The 20,409-nt window shown below is 71.3% G+C and carries 13 protein-coding genes; 2 read left to right on the top strand and 11 right to left on the bottom strand.

Going from position 1 to position 20,409, the window contains the following annotated elements:
* The 11 genes from LL648_RS39945 to LL648_RS39895 all read right to left on the bottom strand — a co-directional run.
* A partial coding sequence (locus tag LL648_RS39945) for a hypothetical protein (RefSeq protein ID WP_232668176.1) occupies positions 1 to 3,569 on the bottom strand: 3,569 nt, incomplete at its 3' end.
* Between the two features lie 416 nt (positions 3,570 to 3,985).
* Positions 3,986 to 4,567 carry a hypothetical protein gene (locus LL648_RS39940; RefSeq protein ID WP_232668175.1) on the bottom strand — a complete coding sequence of 194 codons (582 nt, stop codon included), beginning with the start codon at positions 4,565 to 4,567 and terminating at the stop codon, positions 3,986 to 3,988.
* A 261-nt stretch (positions 4,568 to 4,828) separates the two neighbouring features.
* Entirely contained in the window at positions 4,829 to 7,717 is a 2,889-nt protein-coding gene (locus LL648_RS45605; protein ID WP_232668174.1) for a helix-turn-helix transcriptional regulator, read from the bottom strand.
* A 21-nt stretch (positions 7,718 to 7,738) separates the two neighbouring features.
* The gene (locus LL648_RS39930; protein WP_232668173.1) at positions 7,739 to 8,665 is read right to left on the bottom strand and encodes a ParB/RepB/Spo0J family partition protein; all 927 of its coding nucleotides are present in this window, start codon (positions 8,663 to 8,665) and stop codon (positions 7,739 to 7,741) included.
* A 275-nt stretch (positions 8,666 to 8,940) separates the two neighbouring features.
* Positions 8,941 to 9,180: a hypothetical protein gene (locus LL648_RS39925; RefSeq protein ID WP_232668172.1), complete on the bottom strand. Its 240-nt coding sequence runs from the start codon at positions 9,178 to 9,180 to the stop codon at positions 8,941 to 8,943.
* A gap of 65 nt (positions 9,181 to 9,245) precedes the next feature.
* Positions 9,246 to 10,697: a serine hydrolase domain-containing protein gene (locus tag LL648_RS39920; protein WP_232668171.1), complete on the bottom strand. Its 1,452-nt coding sequence runs from the start codon at positions 10,695 to 10,697 to the stop codon at positions 9,246 to 9,248.
* 286 nt (positions 10,698 to 10,983) lie between these two features.
* Positions 10,984 to 12,117 carry an ABC transporter ATP-binding protein gene (locus LL648_RS39915; RefSeq protein WP_232668170.1) on the bottom strand — a complete coding sequence of 378 codons (1,134 nt, stop codon included), beginning with the start codon at positions 12,115 to 12,117 and terminating at the stop codon, positions 10,984 to 10,986.
* A gap of 9 nt (positions 12,118 to 12,126) precedes the next feature.
* On the bottom strand, positions 12,127 to 13,956 hold the full coding sequence (locus LL648_RS39910) for an ABC transporter permease (RefSeq protein WP_232668169.1): 1,830 nt from the start codon (positions 13,954 to 13,956) through the stop codon (positions 12,127 to 12,129).
* A gap of 3 nt (positions 13,957 to 13,959) precedes the next feature.
* Entirely contained in the window at positions 13,960 to 14,997 is a 1,038-nt protein-coding gene (locus LL648_RS39905) for an ABC transporter substrate-binding protein (protein ID WP_232668168.1), read from the bottom strand.
* Between the two features lie 125 nt (positions 14,998 to 15,122).
* Positions 15,123 to 15,809 carry a response regulator transcription factor gene (locus LL648_RS39900; RefSeq protein WP_232668167.1) on the bottom strand — a complete coding sequence of 229 codons (687 nt, stop codon included), beginning with the start codon at positions 15,807 to 15,809 and terminating at the stop codon, positions 15,123 to 15,125.
* A complete protein-coding gene (locus LL648_RS39895; protein WP_232668166.1) occupies positions 15,806 to 16,708 on the bottom strand; it encodes a sensor histidine kinase in 903 nt (300 codons plus the stop codon). Before LL648_RS39895 ends, LL648_RS39900 begins: the two co-directional genes overlap by 4 nt.
* A gap of 220 nt (positions 16,709 to 16,928) precedes the next feature.
* On the opposite strand from LL648_RS39895, the gene LL648_RS39890 reads away from it, so the two are divergent.
* Positions 16,929 to 17,678, top strand: a complete 750-nt coding sequence (locus tag LL648_RS39890) for a hypothetical protein (RefSeq protein ID WP_232668165.1) — start codon at positions 16,929 to 16,931, stop codon at positions 17,676 to 17,678.
* 359 nt (positions 17,679 to 18,037) lie between these two features.
* Positions 18,038 to 20,137, top strand: a complete 2,100-nt coding sequence (locus LL648_RS39885) for an AAA family ATPase (protein WP_232668164.1) — start codon at positions 18,038 to 18,040, stop codon at positions 20,135 to 20,137.
* Positions 20,138 to 20,409 lie beyond the last annotated feature (272 nt).

The following is a 20,409-nucleotide window of genomic DNA, read 5'->3' as shown; positions in this document are numbered from 1 at the left end:
GCCGTCCCGGTCGAGGTGCGCGGGCCGCCGACGGCCGCGTCGGTTCCGGTGGCCGTCGTGGTGACCGCGCCGGTGCACCCCTTCGGGCAGTCCAGGTTCGCGGTCGCGCTGGAGGTGCTCGACGGACCGGTCAGCGGCTGACCCTCGGCCGGCTTGCCCGTCGCCGGGTCGATCACGACGTGGTCGGGCGCGCTGGACGCGGCCGACTTCGTCGCGCCCTTGCAGCTGCCGCCGGTCACATCGCAGGCCGCGGTCACCGAAGTGCCACGCGCCTCCGGAGTGACCGCGGTGTCACGCGCGCTCGTCGCCGAAGCCGCGGTCCCGCCGCAGCCGGTCCGGCCGCTCGTGCACTCGATCGTCGCCGATGCGGTCGACACGCTCACCGGACCGCTCACCGGCACGACCCCACCGGCCTGGACCACCTTCGCCGCAGCCCGGTCGGTGACCTTCGAGCCGGAGTCGGCGGCGCACCGGCCGCCCGCACCGTTCGCCGCGCAGGTCGCCGACCCGGAGCTGTCGCGGACACCGACGATGTCGCCCGACGCCGCACCGGACGTCGCGGTCGACCCGGTGCCCTTGCACGCGGCCGCGGCGCAGTCGACTGCGGCCGAGGCCGTGCTCGACGCCGTGAGCGTCCGGATGGCGGGCTGCTTGGCGGCCTTCTTCGCGGCCGAACCGTTGCGAGCCGTGTTGCCCACCGTCGAGCCGGACTCCGCGGAGCACCCGCCCGCGCCGGCCGTGCAGTTCGCCGAGGCGCTGGTCTCGCGAACGGCGGCGGCGACGGTGGCCGTGTCGGTCGTGACCGGCTGCGAGGTGACCTTGCCGCCGGTAGTGGTGTTCGCCGTGCCCGCGCAACCGGTGGCCTTGCCGCAGTCCACCGTGCCCGACGCGGCCGAGGTGCCCGCCTTGCCGTTGCGGATGTCCGCGGTGCGGGTGCCGCTGCGGGCCGCGCAATCGCCGCTCGACACCGTGCAGCTCGCCGCGGCGGTGTTCGCGGCGGTGTCCGCCGCCGCCTTCGTGTCGGAGCCGGTGTCGGTGTTCGCCGAACCGGTGCACGCACCGCTCGTCCGGCAGTCCACCGCCGCCTCGGCACGCACCGCGCGGGTCGTCAGGTCGATCGACCCCGTGACCTCGCAGCCCGTCGCCGCGGTGCACTGCGCCGAGGCCGCCGCCCGACCACTCTGCTCATCAGAAGCGAGGACAGCGTCCTTCTTCTTTTGCCCCGGATCGTCCTGCGCGGGACCGCTCGTGGAGCCGCGACACGTCCCCGCGTCCGTCTCACACGCCATCTCCGCACCACGCTCGCCCGCGCTGCTGGACTGCTGGCAATCACCTTCGCCGGTCGAGCACCAGGCGGACGCCGTCACCTCACCCTTCGAGGTGTTGCTGCCACAGCCCTGGTCCGCACCGGTCAGCACGCACGACGCGGAACCCTTCGAGTCGCCGGAGCCGGTGGACGCACCGCACCCGCTCGACACCCCGGCGAGCGCAACACACCTGTCCCGCTCCTGATCGCCGTCGGCGGTCTCGGTCACCGATCCGCACTCGACGAACGCGCCGCTCTTGCCGCACCCGGCGGCCGAGCCCTCATCCGACGCGTGCCCCGGCGTCCGGGGCCGATCGCGGCCCGCCGCCTCACGCAGCTCGCCGGTGTCCTTGTAGAGCTTCTGCTTGTCCTTCTCGAGCTGCGCGGCGTTGCGCTCGTAGTCGTCCGCCGTCGCTGCGCCCGCCGCAACCTGCTCGCGCTCCGCGTCGAGCGCGGCCTCACGCGTCGAGACGTCCCGGTGCCCGTCGACCACGCGGTCGATCAGCTCCGCCCGGTCCTGCGACAGCTCCGCCTTGTCCGCGTCGGCCTGCGCCGCCAGCTCCTGGTGCGCGGTCTCCCGCTCGGCCAGCTCGTCGGCGGTGATCCCACCGGACGCGGCCTGCTTGCGGCTCTCCTCCAGCTCGGCGGCCGACCGGTCCTTCTCGATCCGCCCGTCGAGCGCCTTCTCCACCTGCTCCGCGTCGCCGTCCCAGCGATCGCGGTCGTCCCCCTTGCGGTTGTCCCCGCTGTGGTCGTCCACGTCGCGCGGTGGGCCACGAGCGCTCGTCGTCGACGCGAACCGGTCGCGCATCGACTCGGCATCGGTGCACTCACCGTGGGCCGAGCAGAGCGCGTCGACGGATCCTTCGACCGGCAGCGCGGCGGGGTCGACCTTCTCGGCACCGAGCTGCGCGCTGTCGGACCCCGGGGTCAGCCGGGCCGCCCGCTCGTCCTTTCCGCTGTCCCAGTTCTCGTTCACCTTGTCGGCGATCTCGTCGCCGAGCCGTTCGCGCAACTCGGTGGTGATGCGCTCGCGAATCCCCTCGGCGATGTCCGCACCGTTGTGGGAACCGTCGACGACCTCCGGGAGCTGGATGACGTCGTCGCCGCCGTCGCCGTTGTCACCGTTGTCCCGCACCCATTTGGGAAGGTCGGTGGCAACTCGTTCGCGGATCTTGTCGGCGAGCTCCTCCCCGAACTGCCCGGCGTATTCGGCGATCTCGGCGGCCCGGTCTTCGTCGGCCGCATCCCCGTCGGCGCCGTCCTCGTTGGTGCCGTCGGTGTCCGATCCGCTTTGCTCGCGGCCCCACTCCTTCGCGGTTGCCCGCACCTTCTCGGCGAACTCCGCGACCTTCTCCGAAGCGGCGTCCTCGCCCTGGGTGCCATCCCAACCGTCATCGGACGCCTGCCGCGAATCGGTGGTGTCGTTCTCGGCTGCGTCCTTCTCGGCGGCGTCCTTCTCAGTGACATCGTTCTCAGTGGCATCGTTCTCCGGTGCGTCCTTGCGGTCGCGCTCCGCGGATTCACTCGCGCCGGACTGCTCGTCGGTGTCCTGCTTCTCGCTCGACCTGTTCCAGCGATCGTTCTCCGTTGCGGAGCGATCCTCGTCGGAACCGTCGAAGTCGCGCTTGGACGATTCTGCGGAGTCGTCGCGACGTGAATCATCGTCGCGCGAACCGCGGGTGCCGTCGTCGTCGATCGAGTTATCGGCGTCCGACTTCTCGGCACGGGAAGTGTCGTCGCCCGAGTAGCCCTCGCGAGAGTTGCTGTCGCCGGCGTTGTCGCCCGAGTTGTTGTCATCCGGGTTGTCACTCGACTCGTTGTTGCCCGAGTCATCGTTGCCTGCGTTGTCGTTGCCGGAATCATCGCCCGAGTCGTTGCCCGAGTCGTTGCCCGAGTCATCGGCGGACGAATCGTTCTGCTCGCCGCCGTCCGACTGCGAGTCCTCCCCGCCATTGCCGCCATCGCCGCCGTCGCCGCTTTCCATCCCGGCGAACCGAACACCTGCAGGCCTCTCTTTCCCTCCCTTCACAAGGCCCTGCGAGGCGGACAGCACTGGGGCGGCCGCAGCGGAGGCCGGGGTGGCGAGCAGCGCCGACCCCATCCACATCACCACGACGCAACCCGCCAGACCCAACGCCCACCGGAGCACCGCGAGTGCGCGGTCCCGCACCGGCTGCCGGAGCCGCAACCGCACGCACGACACATCGGCGAGCACGGCGGGGCCGAAGCCCTCGCCGTCGCGCTCGATGTGCTGGTACATGCCGGAAGCCCTCCACGATGAGAACGAGAACGGTGAGATCGATGGACGATCGCGATGCAGCAGCGGAAACCTGCGGCCCGGAAACGGGCACCAGCAGTCAACCCCCACTGGTGGTTGCCGAGCGTGGTGCGCTACGTCAGCACCACACCTGAGCTGCCCACCAGGGGCTTCGCCGGACAGCGGACACGCTACGTCAGCGTCTACTGGTCAGCGACCCTACCCCAACCCGTTGTGGTCAGGACTCGTTCATCTAATCAGAAGCCCTACTCCTTGTCCAGCTGGCAGCGCAGATCGCCTTACCAGATTGCCGAACCCCGAGGGGCGCCACACATGGCGTGGCGTCCTCACACAGCGCACACCCTGCGTGAGGACGCCACGGGGTACGCGACGTCGACCGCCCGTCGCGGGGCGCAGCGTCAGCCTCTCGGCAGGAAGGCGACGATCCCGTCGTCCTCGAACCCGGCGTCGAGCAGGTCCTGGCGATCGGCGGGGCCGACCCGGGAATCACCATTGAGGCTGTAGCGGTGCAATTCGAGGCTGTCGCCGCACGGCTCGGCGAAGCCGTAGCCGATGATCCCGTCGTCGGTGAACTGCCCGTATGGGCTGTCCGGCCGGGCCAGCGCGTCGATCTCGGACTGCTGGGCGGTGACGAGGTAGTTGTTGTTCCCGCCCACCTGTTCAAGCCGGTGGATGGCGATCAGGCCGTCCCCGCCGGACGAGTACCCCTTGAGCCCTGCCGCTTCGGCGTCGGGCTTCTTCGTGAATCCGTATCCCACCGGCCGCGGCAACGCGACCGTTGCAGCCTCCGCGTCGTCGAGCGTGTAGAAGTGGCCACCACCGGTGAAGAACTCCTTGAAGTCCTCCACAACCGGCACCCCGGCCGGTGTCGGACAACCTCCGGACGATTCGGCGGCGAGGGCCGCCGGCCCGGCCAGCACTCCCATCGACGCTGCCACCAACACCATCGCGGCAACAACCGCAACGCGATGCATCTTCATTGCTTTCCTCTTCACGTCGGATGCGCCCGCCGGCCGGCGGGCCTGAAAGCTCGATCTGTCCGATCAGGGAGCGATGCGCGGGAAATGCCTTACCGGTTCAACTCGGTGGCCGCGCGCAGCAACCGGACGATCGATGCCACGCGCAGCGTTCCGTGCGGCGCATTCACCCGTCAAGACGATCGACGTACACCCGAACACAGCAGCCGACAACGACCTGTTCAACTGCGAGAACTGAATGGTTGAACGCTCGGCGGTCCGCGATCAACCGGTTTCGAACAGGCGCAGCCGATGCGCGGCCGCAGCGGCCTCGGTGCGGTTCGCCACACCAAGCTTCGCCAGAATGCGCGACACGTGCACACCCGCGGTGTTCGCGGTGATGTGCAGCTGCGCCCCGATGTCCCGGTTCGAGCACCCACCGGATACCAGTCGCAGAACCTGCACCTCACGTCTGGTCAATCCGAATGCGCCATGCAGATCGGCATGGGCCTTGCTCGCCGCCGCCTCGACCGCACGTCCGAGAGACGGAGCACCGAGCATTCGCCCGGCGTCGGCAGCAGCCCGCAACCATTTCGACGCCTCGGCGCGATGCGTGGCCGATTCCCCCGCGCGCAGCTGGGCGACGGCAACGGACAGCGGCTCCTCCACCGCGTGCCACGCGTCGACGACGTCGGCCCACGCGGGCCCGCTCTCCGCGGTGATCCCCCGCAGCTCGGCGGCGATCTGCATCGCGTAGGCACGCCACCGGGGTGCGTCGGCGGGGACCGTGGTCACCAATGCCGACAGTTCCTCGGCGAGGGCCTTGAAGGCGGGCCACTCGTGTCGTTCGTCCGCATGGGCTCGGGCGACGACGCGCGCCCCCGTCGCGAGCAGGATCCAGGTGACCGACGGGACGCCCGAACCCATCGCCCCCAGCGCGCCGGTGACGTGGTGGGCGGCGTCCTCCAGGTCGCCGCGGTGCAGAGCGATCTCGGCGGCCAGCATCGAGACCAGCATCCCGTTGTCGCTGCCGTCGGCCGGCCAACCGAGTGCTGCTCGCAGCTTCTCGATGCGGCGGTCCGCGGCGTCGAGGTCGTCGACGGCGAGCGCGAGGACGCCGCCGAAGTACTGCGGGAACGCGGCCCAGATCCCCTGCGGGCGGCTCTCGGTCACCTCGGCGAGCGCTGCCTCTGCCTCGGCCCACCGGCCGAGGGAGATCATCGACGCGGCCCCGAACGTCGCCGCGGCAGCGCCCATGCTGGGGAACGCACCGACCCTGCGGGCCAACGCGGCACCCGTCGCCGCAACGTCCACCGCCTCGTGGTGCCGGCCGATCGCCCAGAGCAGGTGACTCGTGACGGCCAGGATCCGCGGCAGGTTGCGCACCGCACCGCGCTGCTCGGCGAACGCCCGTACCGCTGCCAGCTCGGCGAGCGCCCTGCGCTGGTCGCCGACGTTCACCAGCGCGTTGCACAGGCCGGTCCAGGCCGAGATCCGCGCCTCGTGGAAATCACGCCGCTCCGCGATCCGCATGGCCTCCCGGAAGATCGATTCCGCTTCGCCGCCCCGGCCCACCAGACCCAGCACGCACCCGTGGGTCTCCAGGACCGCCACCCGGGCCGCGGACTCGTCGGCCGGCATCAGCCGGGCGGCTTCCTCGGCGGCGTTCAGCGCGCCGTTGCGGTCGAGCACCAGCAGGCAGTTGGCCCACCGGGCCAGCAGCGGCGCCACGCGCTGCGGCTCGCGGAGCGGATCCAGCTCGGCGAGGGCGCGCTGGGTGAGCTGAGCGGTGAGCTCCGGGATGCCCGCGCGCACGGACGCGACGATCGCCTGTTCCAGCACCTCGACGTGGTCGATGCCCATCGCGTCCATCTGCGCGTAGAACTCCAGCGCACGCACGAGCATCTGGCACTGCTCGGCGTAGGCGTGCATGGCGTGCGCCGTCGCGGCGGCGCGCAGCAGCGCGGGGAGGGCACGGCCGGCCTCGCCCGCCTCCGACCAGTGATGGGCGAGCTCGGCAGCGATCCGGTCGAGCGGGAACAGCCCGGGCGCGGCTTCGAGGGCGGTCGCGAACCGTCGGTGCAGCGCCGTCCGCTCGCCGGGGAGCAGGCTGCCGACCGCCGCTTCCCGGACCAGCGCGTGCCGGAACGCGTACCCGTCGCCCTCGGGCAGCAGCACGTGGGCGTCGACGACCTCACGCAGGACGCCGGTCAACTGCGCCCCGTCCGGGATCTCGGCCACCGCGGCCAGCAGCTCGTGCGGCACCCGCTCGCCGCCGATGGCCGCCGTCCGGACCAGCCCCTGGGCGGCTTCGGACAGGCCGTCGATCCGGCTCAGCAGCAACCCGAGCAGCGAGTCTCCCAAAAGCGAATCGCCCAGCCCGGTTGCGTCGTCGCCGCGCTCGGCGCGGACGAGCTCCTCGACGAAGAAGGGGTTGCCGCCGGAGCGGGCGAACACCCTGTCGATCAGCGCCACCTGCGCCCGCTCACCCAGCGCGGCGACGATCAGGTGCTCGGTCTCCGAGCGGCTCAGCCGCTCCAGGTTGATCCGGTGTGCAGGGACCCGATCGAGCTCGGCGAGGAACGCCCGCAGCGGATCTCCGCGCGAGGTGCCGTCGGTGCGGTACGTCGCGACGACGCACAGCCGCGCGTCCCGGAGCCCGCGGGCGAGCACGTCGAGCAGCTCGCGGGTCGACCGGTCGGCCCAGTGCAGATCCTCGACGACGAGCAGCACGGGCGTTTCCGCGCTCAGCCGATCGAGCAGCGCCGGGTAGATGTGGAAGATCTCCGCCGGCGGCGGCAGCCAGCCCGATGACGTCGCGACGGGCTCGTCCCGCTCCGGGAGCAGGCGGGCCAGACCGTCGGGGGTCGGCAGCATCGCGCTCAGCGCCTCGACGCCCACCTGCCGGGCCAACGCCCGCACCGCCGACGTGAACGGGACGAGCGGCAGGCCCTGCGCGCCGAGCTCGACGCAGTTGCCCGTGAGCACGCGGACGTCGCGGTCGCGCACATCGGCGACGAACTCGTCGATGAGCCTCGTCTTCCCGACGCCCGCCTCACCACCGATCACAACCACCTGGGAACGCCCCGATGCGGCGATCCGCATCGCCTCGTGCAGCTGTTCCAGCTCTGCGGTGCGGCCGACGATCGCCCTGCCGGCGGGATGGACGGACACCCACCGAACGCTACGGGAGGGTCATCTCCGCAGGGCGTCGCGTTCCCGCAGCGACTCCGCCAGCTGCTGCCATGCCGCTGCGCAGGCCAGCGCCAGATCGGCCACCGCCTTCGTGCAGTGCGGCGGCACGGCGTCGACGATGCGGGAGTTGTCCGCAGGGACGACCGCGTGCCCGAGCAGCCATTTCACGAGCCCGCGCCCGGTCTCGTTGAACCGCAGGCTCGGGTCCCGCTGCAGCGTCCGCAGCAGGGACACAACGTCGAACGACGCCGCGGCAGCGGTCGGCGCCGATCGTGCGGCCGAGGTGCGCCGCAGCCGCATCGGCAGCGGGTCCTCACCGCGTCCCATCCGCTCGCGGACGTCCCGGGCGGTACCGATCGAGACCCCGGCCGACCGCGCGATCTGCCGCAGCGACGCGTCCGGGTTCGCCGTGATCACCGCGCTCGCGCGGCGGCGCCCCTCGGCACCGTTCACCGGACGCATCCGGCCATCCCGCCCGACGCGCGCGGTCACGATCGGCGCACCGCCCGCGCCCCGTCGGCGCACGGTGGCCACGGTGCTGCCGGCCAGCCCCGTCCGGGCCGCGACCGCCCGATCCGACCAGTTCGGGTGGGCGGCGATGATGCGGACCGCCGCAGCCTCCCGATCGGCCAGCGACAACGGCAGCCCGTGCGCCAGGTTGGTCTCGACGGCCAGCACGAACGCCTCGTCCTCGGTGCCCTCGAAGTAGCGCACCGCGATCGTCGTCCCGCCCCGGATCGCGGTCGCACGCAGCCGGTGCATCCCGTCGATCACCCGCATTGTCTCGCGGTGCACGAGGATCGGCGGGAGGTCGCTACCGGCCTCGGCGAGCAGCCGCACGTGCGTCATGTCCTCGCCGGCGAGCCGCGGCGAGTGCCCGGGCAGCAGCGCCCCCAGGTCGACGACGGCCGCCGCGGGTTGGGACATGGCGGACAACAGACAGACCTCCACACATCGGGGAGCGAACGTCGCCATCGTCGCCCCGCCGGTGGGGGTGGCACATCACGCGAATTCACTATCTTCGGCCCGCCGGCCTTTAGCGCCGGCCCGGCCGGCGGCTGCCTGGAAAGCCACTTTCCCGGCGTGTGGGGCCGGGAACGTGGCTTTCCCGGCAACGTGTGCGTCCCGCACGCATCCCCGTGTGCGCCGCCGGCGCCCGCTACCCATGAGCATGCGAGGGCAGGAAAGCCACCTTCCGGCCCTCACAGGGCAGGAAAGTGGCTTTCCTGCCCTCCCCGACCCCGGGTGGGCTGCGCGAGCGGCCAGCCGACGGCCATGGTGCGCTTCGCCGGCCTCTCCTGGCGGATCCCCGCCAGGACAGCTGCGGCAGCAGCCCGCGCCCGCGACACCAGGCGGGACGGGCGACGGGGCCGGATCGTCTCGGCCTCGAACTCACGACGGACGAGCGTGATCGCCAGGTGGGCGGCAGGCAGATCGAACATGGGGCTCTCCTCCTTCGAGCGTTGCAACTCAACGGTTGCCATACTAAGGCAACCGACTGGTTGCGTCAACGCCGTCGCGGAGCGAGCCTGCCCGAGAAGCGGACCCACGCGACCGAGCCGGACCTGTCGCGGACGAACTCCGTGATGCCCTCGACGCCGAGGAGCGGAACAACGGCCCGGTCCGGGCCGGCCTGCGTCAACGGCCCGCCCATCACCTCCTGCCCGTTCTGCACCACCGAGAGCGTCATCCGGTCCGGGGACGCACCTACGCTGAGCACCGTTCCGGGCCCGAACTCGTAGTCACCGACGTACTCACCGTTCTCGGGACCAAGAGGCGGCCCGCCCGCCATCCTCGGGAACCGAAGTCCGAGAAATCGGTCCAACACCTGGTCGACGACGTCGACGGCCAATCGGAGGCCCGCTCCGGCGTTGGTGAGCACGACGACGGCGAACCCCCGCTCGGGGACGAGCACGAGGTTGGACTGCTGCCCGTTGGTGGAGCCCGCGTGCATGACCGCACGCCGGCCGCCGATCGTCGTCACGTGCCAGGTGAGCCCGATGCCGTCCAGCATGAACGGCCCCTCGCTCCCGCCGGGCCCGAACGGTTCCTGCATGCCCCGCAGTGCGGCGGCACCGAGCACCCGGGTGCCGTCGACCGAACCGTCGCCGAGGTGGAACCGGCCGTAGCGGACCATGTCCCTGGCGCTCGACGTCATACCGCCGGCTGGGTTCCCCGAGCGCGGCAACGCCCACGGCGTGACCGGTTCGGGTTCGCCGCCAGGATCACCCGGTGGCAGTTCGTGGCCGGCCGCGAAGGCCTCGGTCATGATGTCCTTCGCGAAGAAGGACGTCCGTCCCAGTCCGAGCGGCGCCAGCACTAGTGCACCGATCGCCGCCTCGTAGGTCTGACCGGTCACGACCTCGACGATGCGGCCGGCCACGCACAACGCCGCGTTGTTGTAGCTGAAGTGCTCGCCCAGCGGGGCGATCTGCGGCAGGGTCGCCATCATCTCGACGTACCGCGCCAGCGCATCGTCACCGTCGCCCGTCTCGATCTCGCTGTCCCCGAACCACCCGGCGGTATGGGTCACCAGGTGTCGCACGGTGACCTCCCGGGAGACCCGGTCATCAGCGACCCGGAAGCCGGGGAGGTAGGTCCGGACAGGAGCGCCGAGGTCGAGACGTCCGTCCTCCACCAGCCGGGCGATCGCCGTTCCGGTGTACGTCTTCCCGATCGAGCCGGTCTGGAAGAGGGTGTCGCCGTCGACCGGCAGCGGATGCTTCACGTTGGTCACGCCGAACCCGGCGACGTGCTCGATTCCGTCGGCGAGGATCCCGACCGCCGCGCCGGGCACCTTCAGCTCCGCCATCCGGGTCCGGACCAATTCGTCGAGCCCGTTCGGCAGAGCTGCCGCCGGCATCTGATCGCGATGGCTGGCAGCGATCCCCAGTGGCACCCCGACCGCCGCAGCGGCTCCCACCGCGACACCGGACGTCAGCACCACCCGACGCGACACACGACCTCTTCGAGTCCCCGACACGAGAACGAGCCTCCGTTCGACCATGGATGCGGCCGTCGGCCGCTGATCCACGATCTTGGGTCAGCGTCGTCCCGCTTTCGATCCGGCAGGCCACCGGACCGAGCGGGGGGCAGACCCGACGGTGCCGGTAGCGTCAAGTCGACCAGCACGAGCATCGGATCCGTGCTCGGTGTGTGCGTTCCGCACGCAAGGGCAGGAAAGCCACTTTCCGGCCCCCACAGGGCAGGAAAGTGGCTTTCCTGCCCTCCCCCACCCCCCGCGTTCACCGAGTTGCGCCGACCGCCTCCAGATCCGGCTCAGTGGACGTGTCGGCGCCTCGCGGCAGCAGGTACGTCCGCTCGGCGTCGACGGCGAGGCGCACGCGGGTGCCCTCCTCGAGGAGGGCGCCGGCGTCGGGGTCGTTGACCGAGGCGAGGACGGTGCCGTGGTCCGTCTCGATCTCGTAGTCCACGGTCGCCCCGAGGTAGACGGTGCTGCGGACGATGCCGTGGCCGCTCTCGGCCGCCGGGGTCACGGAGATCGACTCCGGGCGGATCATCAGCAGTGCGGTGTCGGCGTGGCGGGCGTCGGGGTGGGCCGCGACCTCGATGTCGCGGTCGAAGAGGCGGATGCGCGCCCGTCCCCCCTGCGGGCGCGCATCCGGGGTCGAGAGGAAACTCGCCCGTCCGATGAAGTTGCCGACGAAGACCGACGCGGGGCGCGTGTAGACCTCGCTCGGTTCGGCGACCTGTTCGATCCGGCCGGAGTTCATGACGACGATCCGGTCGGAGAGGCTCATCGCCTCGGCCTGGTCGTGGGTGACGTACAGGCTCGTGATGCCCATCCGGCGCTGCAGCAGCCGGATCTCCCGGCGCATCTGCTCGCGGAACTTGGCGTCGAGGTTGGAGAGGGGCTCGTCGAACAGCAGCACCGACGGCTGCATCACCATGGCCCGGGCGAGCGCGACCCGTTGCTGCTGCCCGCCGGAGAGCTGGTGCGGGTAGCGGGCGCCGAACCCGGTGAGGTTCATGCTCGTCAGGGCGATCTCGACGGCGTCCTCGAGGCCGCTGCGCCGGGACCGGTCGATGCGCAGTCCGTACGCGACGTTGTCGAACACCGACAGGTGCGGGAACAGCGCGTAGCTCTGGAACACCATCGCCATCGGCCGCTTGTTCGGCGGCAGCCGCAGCATGTCGACGTCGTCGACGGTGATGGCTCCCTTGTTGGGGGTCTCGAAGCCGGCGACCATCCGCAGGGTTGTGGTCTTCCCGCACCCGGACGGCCCGAGCAGGGTCAGGAACTCGCCGGCGCGGATGTCCAGGTCCAACCCGTCGACTGCCGGTGGTGCGGCGGGGTCGGTGTTCTCGTAACGCTTCGTGAGGCCGCGAAGCACGACATGGCCCGTTCCACGGTCCACCACAGTCGCCTACTCCTTCGTCGGGACGGCACCAACGGGCACCGGCGTCTCGGTCGGCGGCACCGCCGCCGCCGTCGTGGTCAGTGCGCCGATCGTCGGCGCGGGGCGGGCCGAGCGGTCCCGGACGACGAGCCGGACGAGCCCGATCAGGCCCAGGACGATCAGCATGAGCACGCAGCAGTAGGCGAACGCGTTGCCGAAGCGGCCGCCGTCCACCTCCGCCAGGATCTGCGAGGTCATGATCTTGGTGTCGGGGGTGGTGAGGAAGACGATCGGCGAGAGCGTGGTCATCGACCGGGCGATCGCGAAGGTGAGCCCCGCCATCAGCGCCGGCCGGATCAACGGCAGGGTGATCCGCCGGAACGTCGTCGCGTCGTCCGCGCCGAGGCTGGCCGAGGCCTCGTCGATCGACGGGTGGATCTGGTGCAAGGAGCTCACCCCGGCCCGCACCGCCGCCGGCATGCTGCGGACCAGCAGCACCATCACGATGCCCACCGATCCGCCGAGCACCGCCGCACCACCGACGAGCGACGGGATCACCGTGACCCCGCCGAACAGGTTCTCGGCCCGGTACGCGAGCACGAAGCCGATGCCGAGCACCGTGCCGGGCACCGCGATCCCGAGCATCGCGACGAAGTCGAGCGCGGGGCCCGTCCGCGGCAGCTTGCGCACGACGAGGTACGCCACGACGACGCCGACCAGCCCGGCCAGCGGAGCCGCGACCAGTGCCATCACCGTCGTGTCGATCATCGCTTCGGAGCCGATGCCGAACAGGACGAACTCGAAGTGCGAGAGCGTGAACGCGTTGTTGACCCCCGGCACCGCGCTGAACGCGCCCCACACGATCGTCGCGTAGATCACGACGATGAGCAGCGCGACGGCCACCGCGAGCGCGTAGACCACCCACGCCACCGCACTGCGCGAGAGGTGCGGACGCCCCGTCGGCTTGCCGGTGACGCTGAAGACCTTCCGCCGGTCGACCCAGTACCGCTGCAGCAAGAAGACCAGGATCGCGGGGATCAGGAGCGAGAGGGAGAACACCGCACCGGAGACCACGTCGTAGTCGCCGGTGATCGCGATGTAGGCGCGCGCCGAGAGGACGGTGAAGTCGCCGCCGAGCACGAGCGGGTTGGCGAGGTCGGCGATCGCCTCCACGAACAGCAGCAGGAATCCGCTGGCCAGGCCCGGGAGCAGCATCGGCAGCGTGACCGTCCGGAAGATCCGGCCGCGGCCTGCGCCCAGGCTCGTCGCCGCCTCGTCGAGCGAGGGGTCGAGCCGCTGCATCATCCCGAGCAGCGTCAGGTAGACCACCGGGAAGAACGAGAGCGCCAGCGCGAGGGTGAGCCCGTCGAGCCCGTAGATGTCGTAGGGGACGCCGAAGATGCCCTGGCTGATCACCCCGTTGCGGCCGAAGAGCACCACGAGCGCGGTCGCCAGCGCGAACGGCGGGCTCACGACCGGCACGATCGCGATCACGTGCAGCGTCCGCTTGAACGGGACGTCGAGGCGGGTCTGCACGAACGCGAACAGGAATGCCAGCGCGAGGCCCACGGCCGCGACGCTCAGCCCGAGCACGACGGTGTTGACGACGACCTGCTGGTTGACCGGGCTGCCGACGAGGTCGCCGACCGCGTCGAGACCTTCCGGGGACATTGCCGTGAACAGCACCTGCAGCACCGGGAAGACCAGACCCAGCCCGAGCACGAGGCAGACCACGGCCACCGAGACGACGAGCGATGGGTTCGCGCGAGCCCGCCGGGGTCCACCGGCGGGCCCGCGCGATGTCTTCATGGGCGCGGACTGCGTGGGTTGTGAAGGCGAGGCGGAGAGCAATGCCACGTCCTACTCCTTCGGCGCCGTCGCGACGCTCGCCTCGAACTTCTGGACGAGCGCCTTCTTCGCCTTGCCGGCGGCGACGATGTCGTAGTCGATCAGCTTGACCGCCGCCGGGTCGAACGCCTGCGGCGGCGCCTTGGCGTCGGGCGCGGTCGGGCGCTGGTAGGACTTCACGGTCGGGCCGAGCTCCTGCGCCTCCGCGGTCGTCGCGAAGTCGACGTAGGCCTTCGCCCCGTCCAGGTTGCGGGCCTTGTTGATGATCGCCACGCCACCGACCTCGTAGCCGGTGCCCTCAGCGGGGAAGGTCAGCTGCAACGACGTCGACCCTTCCTCCTGGTACTTGATGCAGTCGTGCGAGAACACGACGCCCGTGGCCACCTCGCCACGACCGGCCAACTGGCCGGGTGCGGTCCCGCTCTTGCTGTACTGCAGCACCGACTTGTTGAGGCTGCGGAAGTACTCCATCCCGGCGTCCTCGCTGCCCTTGAGCTTCACCAACGTGAATAGGGTGGTGTACGCGGTGCCCGACGTCGCCGGGTGCGCGACGCTGAGCTGCTTCGCATAGCCGGGCTGGAGGAGCTCGTCCCACGAAGTCGGCGCTGCGAGCCCGGTCTTCGCGAGCACGTCGCGGTTCGAGCAGAAGCCGAGCGCCCCGACGTAGACACCGGTCCAGAAGCCCTCGGCGTCGCGGTACTTGTCGGGGATCTTCTTCGTGATGTCCGAGGTGTAGCTCTGCAGCAGGCCCTGGCCCTTCGCCGCCTCGAAGCCGTCGGCCGGCCCGCCGTGCCACACGTCGAACTCGGGGCTCTCCTTCGACGCGCCCAGCCGGGCGACGGTCTCCCCGCTGGAGAGCCGCACGTGCTTGGCCGGGATCCCGGTCTTGGCGGTGAACGCCGCGGTCATGGTCTGGCACCAGTCCTCAGCGGCGCCGCAAGCCACGATCACCTCGTTGCTGGGGCCGGAACCCGTGGCCGCCCGCTGCGAGCACGCAGCCGTCGTCGCCGCCAACGCGAGCGCCGCGAGCACCACCATCGTCTTGCGCATGGAGCCTCCCCCATCCGAGCACGGCGACTCCGCCGTGGTTCCGGGAGCCTAAGCAGGACGGCCCGGGTGGACGGTCACCCGCGGGTGATCGCTTGGTAAGCCGGCCGTTACCGAGCCGATCCGGGTCAGGGGACGAGCCGGTACCCGGCGCCGCGCACCGTCTCGATGTAGCGCGGGTGCGCGGTGTCGTCGTGCAGCCGCTGCCGCAGCCGGTAGATCGCGGCCTTCACCAGCTCCCGGCCGCCGACCCAGTTCTCGACCTCCCACACCTCGTCGAGCAGGCGGCGCCACGACACGATCTCGCCCGGCCGCGCAGCGAGCGCGTTGAGCAGCCGCCACTCCGAATCGGTGAGCACGACCGACCGCCCCGCCACGACGACGGCCCTGGTCAGCAGATCGATGCTCAGATCGCCGACCCGCAGCTGCTCGGGCGCCCGCGGCGCGCTGCGGCGCAGCAACGCGTTCACGCGCAACGCGAGCACCCGCGGCTTGAACGGCTTGCCGACGTAGTCGTCGGCGCCGGCCTCCAGGCCCTCGATCACCTCGGAGTCGTCGGAGCGCGCGGTGAGCAGCAGCACCGGCAGCACGCCGGCGGCCCGGATCTCGCGGCAGAGCTGCAGCCCGTCGAGGCCCGGCAACCCGACGTCGAGCACCGCGATGTCGATGCCGCCTTCCGCCCACACCCGGCGGGCCTGCAACCCGTCGTGGACGGTGACGACGTCCAGCCCCTCGGACTCCAGGATGAACGCGACCATCTCCGCCATCTGTGGCTCGTCCTCGGCCAGCAACGCCGTAGGCTTCTGCGCCGTCACGGGGTCCTCCTGTGCGGAAGTCGCAACATGATCGTCGTACCGTGCTGCGGCTTCGTGTCCACGAGCAGCCTGCCGCCGTGCAGCTGCGCGATCTGCTTCGTGAGCACCAGGCCCAGGCCGGTCCCGTCGGCGAGGGTCGAGCCCGTCACGAACGGGCGGAACAGCTGCTCGCGGGCGGCAGGGGTCATCCCGACCCCGTCGTCGGTGACGGAGACGACCGCCCAGTCGTCGTTGTCCAGCAGGCGCACCACGACCATCCCGCCGGACCGGGTGAACCGCATCGCGTTCGTGCTGAGGTTGACGATGGCCCGCCTGATCAACCGCTCGTCCAGCACGAGCAGCGGCGCCAGGCGGGGCAGGTCGGTCACGATCCGCTGGTCGCGCTGCTCGGCGAGCGGACGCAGGCCGCGCACGGTCTCCGCGACGACGCGGTTGAGGTCGGTCGGGGCGAAGCGGGCCGAGAACCGGCCGGCCTCGATCCTGGCCTGCACCAGCAGGTCCTCCGCGATGGCGACCGCCTGGTCCGACTGGTCCGAGATCGTCATGAGGAACCGGCGCTGCCGTTCGTTGATCTCGCCGGGAGCGCCCTGCACCAGCAGGTCGGCCGCGACCTTCACCATCGCGAGCGGGGTGCGCACGTCGTGGCTGACGGCGGCGACGAGGTCGGCCCGCTGTTCCGCGGTGCGCCGGACCTGCGCCAGCTCGGTGCGCAACCCTTCGGTGCGGCGCCGGAGCAGGGCGAACGCGGCCCCGGCGACCAGACCGGGCAGCAGGACGCTGACCACGGCACCCGGGCCGGGCCCCACCTGCGCCCACAGGAGCAACCCGGGCACCACCGACACCGCGACCACCCCGGACCACCCGAGCTGATCGCGTCCGACCCACCTGGGCAGGCGCACGGCGGGACGGTACAGCTCGGCCTCCCGCTAGAGCGACCTGCTACACCGACGAGCCTGCAGCCGACCAATCGGTCAGTTGGTTGACCAGTCGCTGAGCTGCGCCGCTCAATATGGTAAATTTCCCGATCTGCAGTAAAGGCCAGCATTTCAGACTCGTTTAAGTTTGGCTTACGACCCTTCTAACTCAAGGCAGAATCCGCACTCGAGAAAGGGTTGTGCGATGGCGACGACCTGCCCGGCGCAGCAGCGCCGGCAACGACACCGCACCTGGCGGGCGGCGACGTGGGCGACGCACCTCGCCGCGGCCGTCGTCGTGGCCGCGATGGCCACCGAGCTGACGCGGTTCGCCGGGATCGCCGCGACGATCGTCGCGGTCGTACCTGCGCTGGGGCTCGTGTGGCACGAGCGGCGGAACCCGACGGGCACCGCGCCCTCCAGGTTCCGCAACCGGTCGATCGGCGTCGCGCTGGTCCAGGGCGTCGCCGTCGGCCTGGTCGTCGACAACACGATCGGATGGCTCGTCGCGCCGGTCGCCGCAGCGGCGCTCTCGCTACCGGCGATCGCCGCATTCCGGGCGCTGCGATATCCGTTGAGCGCCGATCTCGGCGACACCGACGTCGAGATCAAGGTGCGAATCCGCCCGATCGGCAACCAACCGGCGTGGACGAATCCGCATGCGGTGACACTCACCGGAACGGAAATCGTCGTCAGGGCCCAGCAAGGCCTGACCCACGCTTACGAGGAGCACATCCCGCTCGCCGCCGTGCTCGACATCGACGTCCGCCCGACCGTCCCCGCTGACGACCCGTGGTTCGTGTTGGAGGACCTCCGGCTCCCCACCCCGGCCGGCGACGTGCTGGTGGTCCGGCACACCAGCGGCCAGCGCGTCCTCCCCGTTCTGCATGCGGCCGACTTCGGCGCCGTCGCGAATGCCCGCGTCCGCGCCGTCGCGGCGGCGCGGGTCGAGTAGCTCGACTGCGCGATGGCCACCGCCGTGCCCCGCGCGGGCGGACGGCGCCGCGCACCCACGAGGGCAGGAAAGCCACTTTCCGGCCCTCACAGGGCAGGAAAGTGGCTTTCCTGCCCTCCCCGCGAGCCCGGCGCGGCTCGGGCAACGTGTGCGTCCCGCACCCGTCTTGCCCACGCGCGGGTGTTGTCGGCGCAACGGTCACGGCGCCGGATTGCGTTACCGGTACGCGCACCACGGCCGCCGTTGGTGACCGAATCCGGCAGAACGTGAGGCGACTTCCCAGCAGGGCGCGAACATCGACTCCCGTATGTCGCAGCGGGTAGGGGGTCTGGCCGGCCTGGGGGGAGCGGATGGTGCTGATGAGGACCGAGTCGCTGTCCGATCAGCTGCGCCGCGCTCGGCGGCGGCGCTTCACCGGGCGCCGCACCGAGATCGACGAGCTCCGCGCGGCGCTCACCGTCGAGGCACCGCCCTTCTCGGTGATGTTCGTGCACGGCCCGGGCGGGATCGGCAAGACGTCGCTGCTCGACGTGTTCTGCGACGAGGCGACCGGGCTCGGCGCGACGGTGGCCCGGATCGACGCGTGCCGCATCACGCCGACACCGAGCGGTGTGCTCGCAGCGCTCTCGACGGCGCTCGGTGCGGGCGACCTCGACGACCCGATCGCGGCGCTCAGCCAGGTACCTCGGCCGTTGCTGCTCGTCGACGGGTACGAGCTGCTCGAAGGCATCGACCCGTGGTTCCGCGAGCAGTTCCTCACCTCGCTCCCCAGCGGCGCGCTGGTCGTCGTCGCCGGGCGGCGGCGCCCGGTCGCGCCGTGGCTCGCCGATCCCGCGTGGCGCGACCTGTTGCACGTCGTCCGCCTCGACAACCTGCCGGCGCAGGACGCGCTCGACTACCTCGTGGTCGAGGACGTGCCGGCCGCCCTGCGGGAGCGGCTCGTCGCGCTGAGCCACGGCCATCCGTTCACGTTGTCCCTCCTCGTCGATTCGCTGTACCGCCGGGGGTACCCGGCCGACGCCGTTCCGCGGCGGCTCGAAGACGTGCCGGTGGTGCTGAACGCGCTGCTCTCGCACGTGATCGACGCCGTCCCGTCGCCCGCGCACCAGATCGCCCTCGACGTCGCCGCGCACGCCAGGTCCACCACGGAGGACCTGCTGCGCTCCGTTCTCGGCCCGGACGGGAGCAGCGGGCTCTTCGGCTGGCTGCGCACGTTGTCGTTCATGGAGGAAGGGCCCTTCGGGCTGTACCCCTCGGCCCTCGCGCGTGACGTGCTCGATGCGGACCAGCGGTGGCGCGACGGCGACGGCTACGCCGACCTGCACCGACGCGTCCGCCGCTACCTCGTCGACAACGTCCGCCGGACCGCCGACGAGCGTGCTACCCAGCGCCGGATCGCCGACGCGATCTTCGTCGCGCGCAGCCACCCGCTGCTCGCCTCGACGATGCGCTGGCCGGACGGGCGCATCCCGTACCTGGACGCGGTCCAGCCCCACGATCGTCCCGTGCTGCTCGCGATGACCGAGGAACGCCACGGGCCGCAGCAGGCGGCGATGCTCGACCACTGGCTCGAACGCCAGCCCGGAGCGTTCAAGGTCATCCGCGGCGAGGACGGCGAGCCGCGCAGCTTCGGCGGGTTCCTCGCGCTGCACGAGTGCAGCGCGGGCGACATCGCGGCTGATCCCGGCGCCCGCTCGATGTGGGAGTTCGCGCAGCGGGCCGGCCCGCCCCGCCCGGGCGAGGCCGTCATGGCGTGGCGGTTCCTCCTCGACGACTCACCGACCGGTTTGTCGACGCTCGGCTTCACACTCGCGGCGATGGCCAGGGTGGAGGCCGGGCTGTCGCGTTCGCGCTGGTCGTGGGACCTCGTCGGGGTCTCGGACAGCAAGCCGATGTGCCGTTCGATCATGGACTACCTCGACTTCAGCCGGGTGCCCGCCGCCGACTACGACATCGACGCGCGCACGTTCGCCGTCTACGCGCACGATTGGCGCGTCGTCGGGATCGACGAGTGGCTCGAGCTCACCACCGCGCGCGAGCTCGGCGGCCCCGTCGAGCCATCGGGCGCGCTCCCGGGGCACGTGCTTTCCGAGGCGGACTTCGCGGCGGCGGTGCGCGACGCGCTGCGCGATCTGCACCTGACCGGGCGGCTCGCGCTCAACCCGCTGCTGCGCTCCCCCGTCGTGCGGATGCGCAGCCGGACACAGCCGCCGGAAGCCGCGCTGCGCGAGGTGCTGCTCGCGGCCGTCGAGATGCTCCGCGAGGACCCGCGGAAGCTGGTGCTGCACCAGGTGGCCGTCCGGGCGTTCGTGCAGCCCGACCCGACGCAGGAGCAGGCGGCAGCTGCGCTCAAGCTGCCGCTCAGCACGTACCGACGCCACCGCGACCGGGCCGTGCAACGGATCACCGAGCTGCTGTGGCAGCAGGAGTTCGACGGCGACCCGACCCCCCAGACGTAACAACCCCGACGAACGCGCACGCACACGTTGCCAGGAAAGCCACTTTCCTGGCGCCACAGGACAGGAAAGTGGCTTTCCTGGCACCCCTCGGCCACCCCCGGCACCGGCCGGTGTGCGGACGGGAGCCCGAACCGCGCTGGTGAGGCACGGCCCGGGCCCCATGGAGGCCCCTTTGGGGGGCGGGGCGCTCCCCTGTCCGCCTCGGCTGCACAAGGCGTGACCTGAACATTCTCAGCCGACCGGAGCAGCCGATTCCATACCGAATCGTGCTC

Origin of the sequence: Pseudonocardia sp. TRM90224, assembly GCF_021245725.1 — a bacterium.
GTDB lineage: Bacteria > Actinomycetota > Actinomycetes > Mycobacteriales > Pseudonocardiaceae > Pseudonocardia.
Note: the sequence above shows the minus strand (reverse complement) of the source record. Positions and strands in the feature narration are given on the sequence as shown.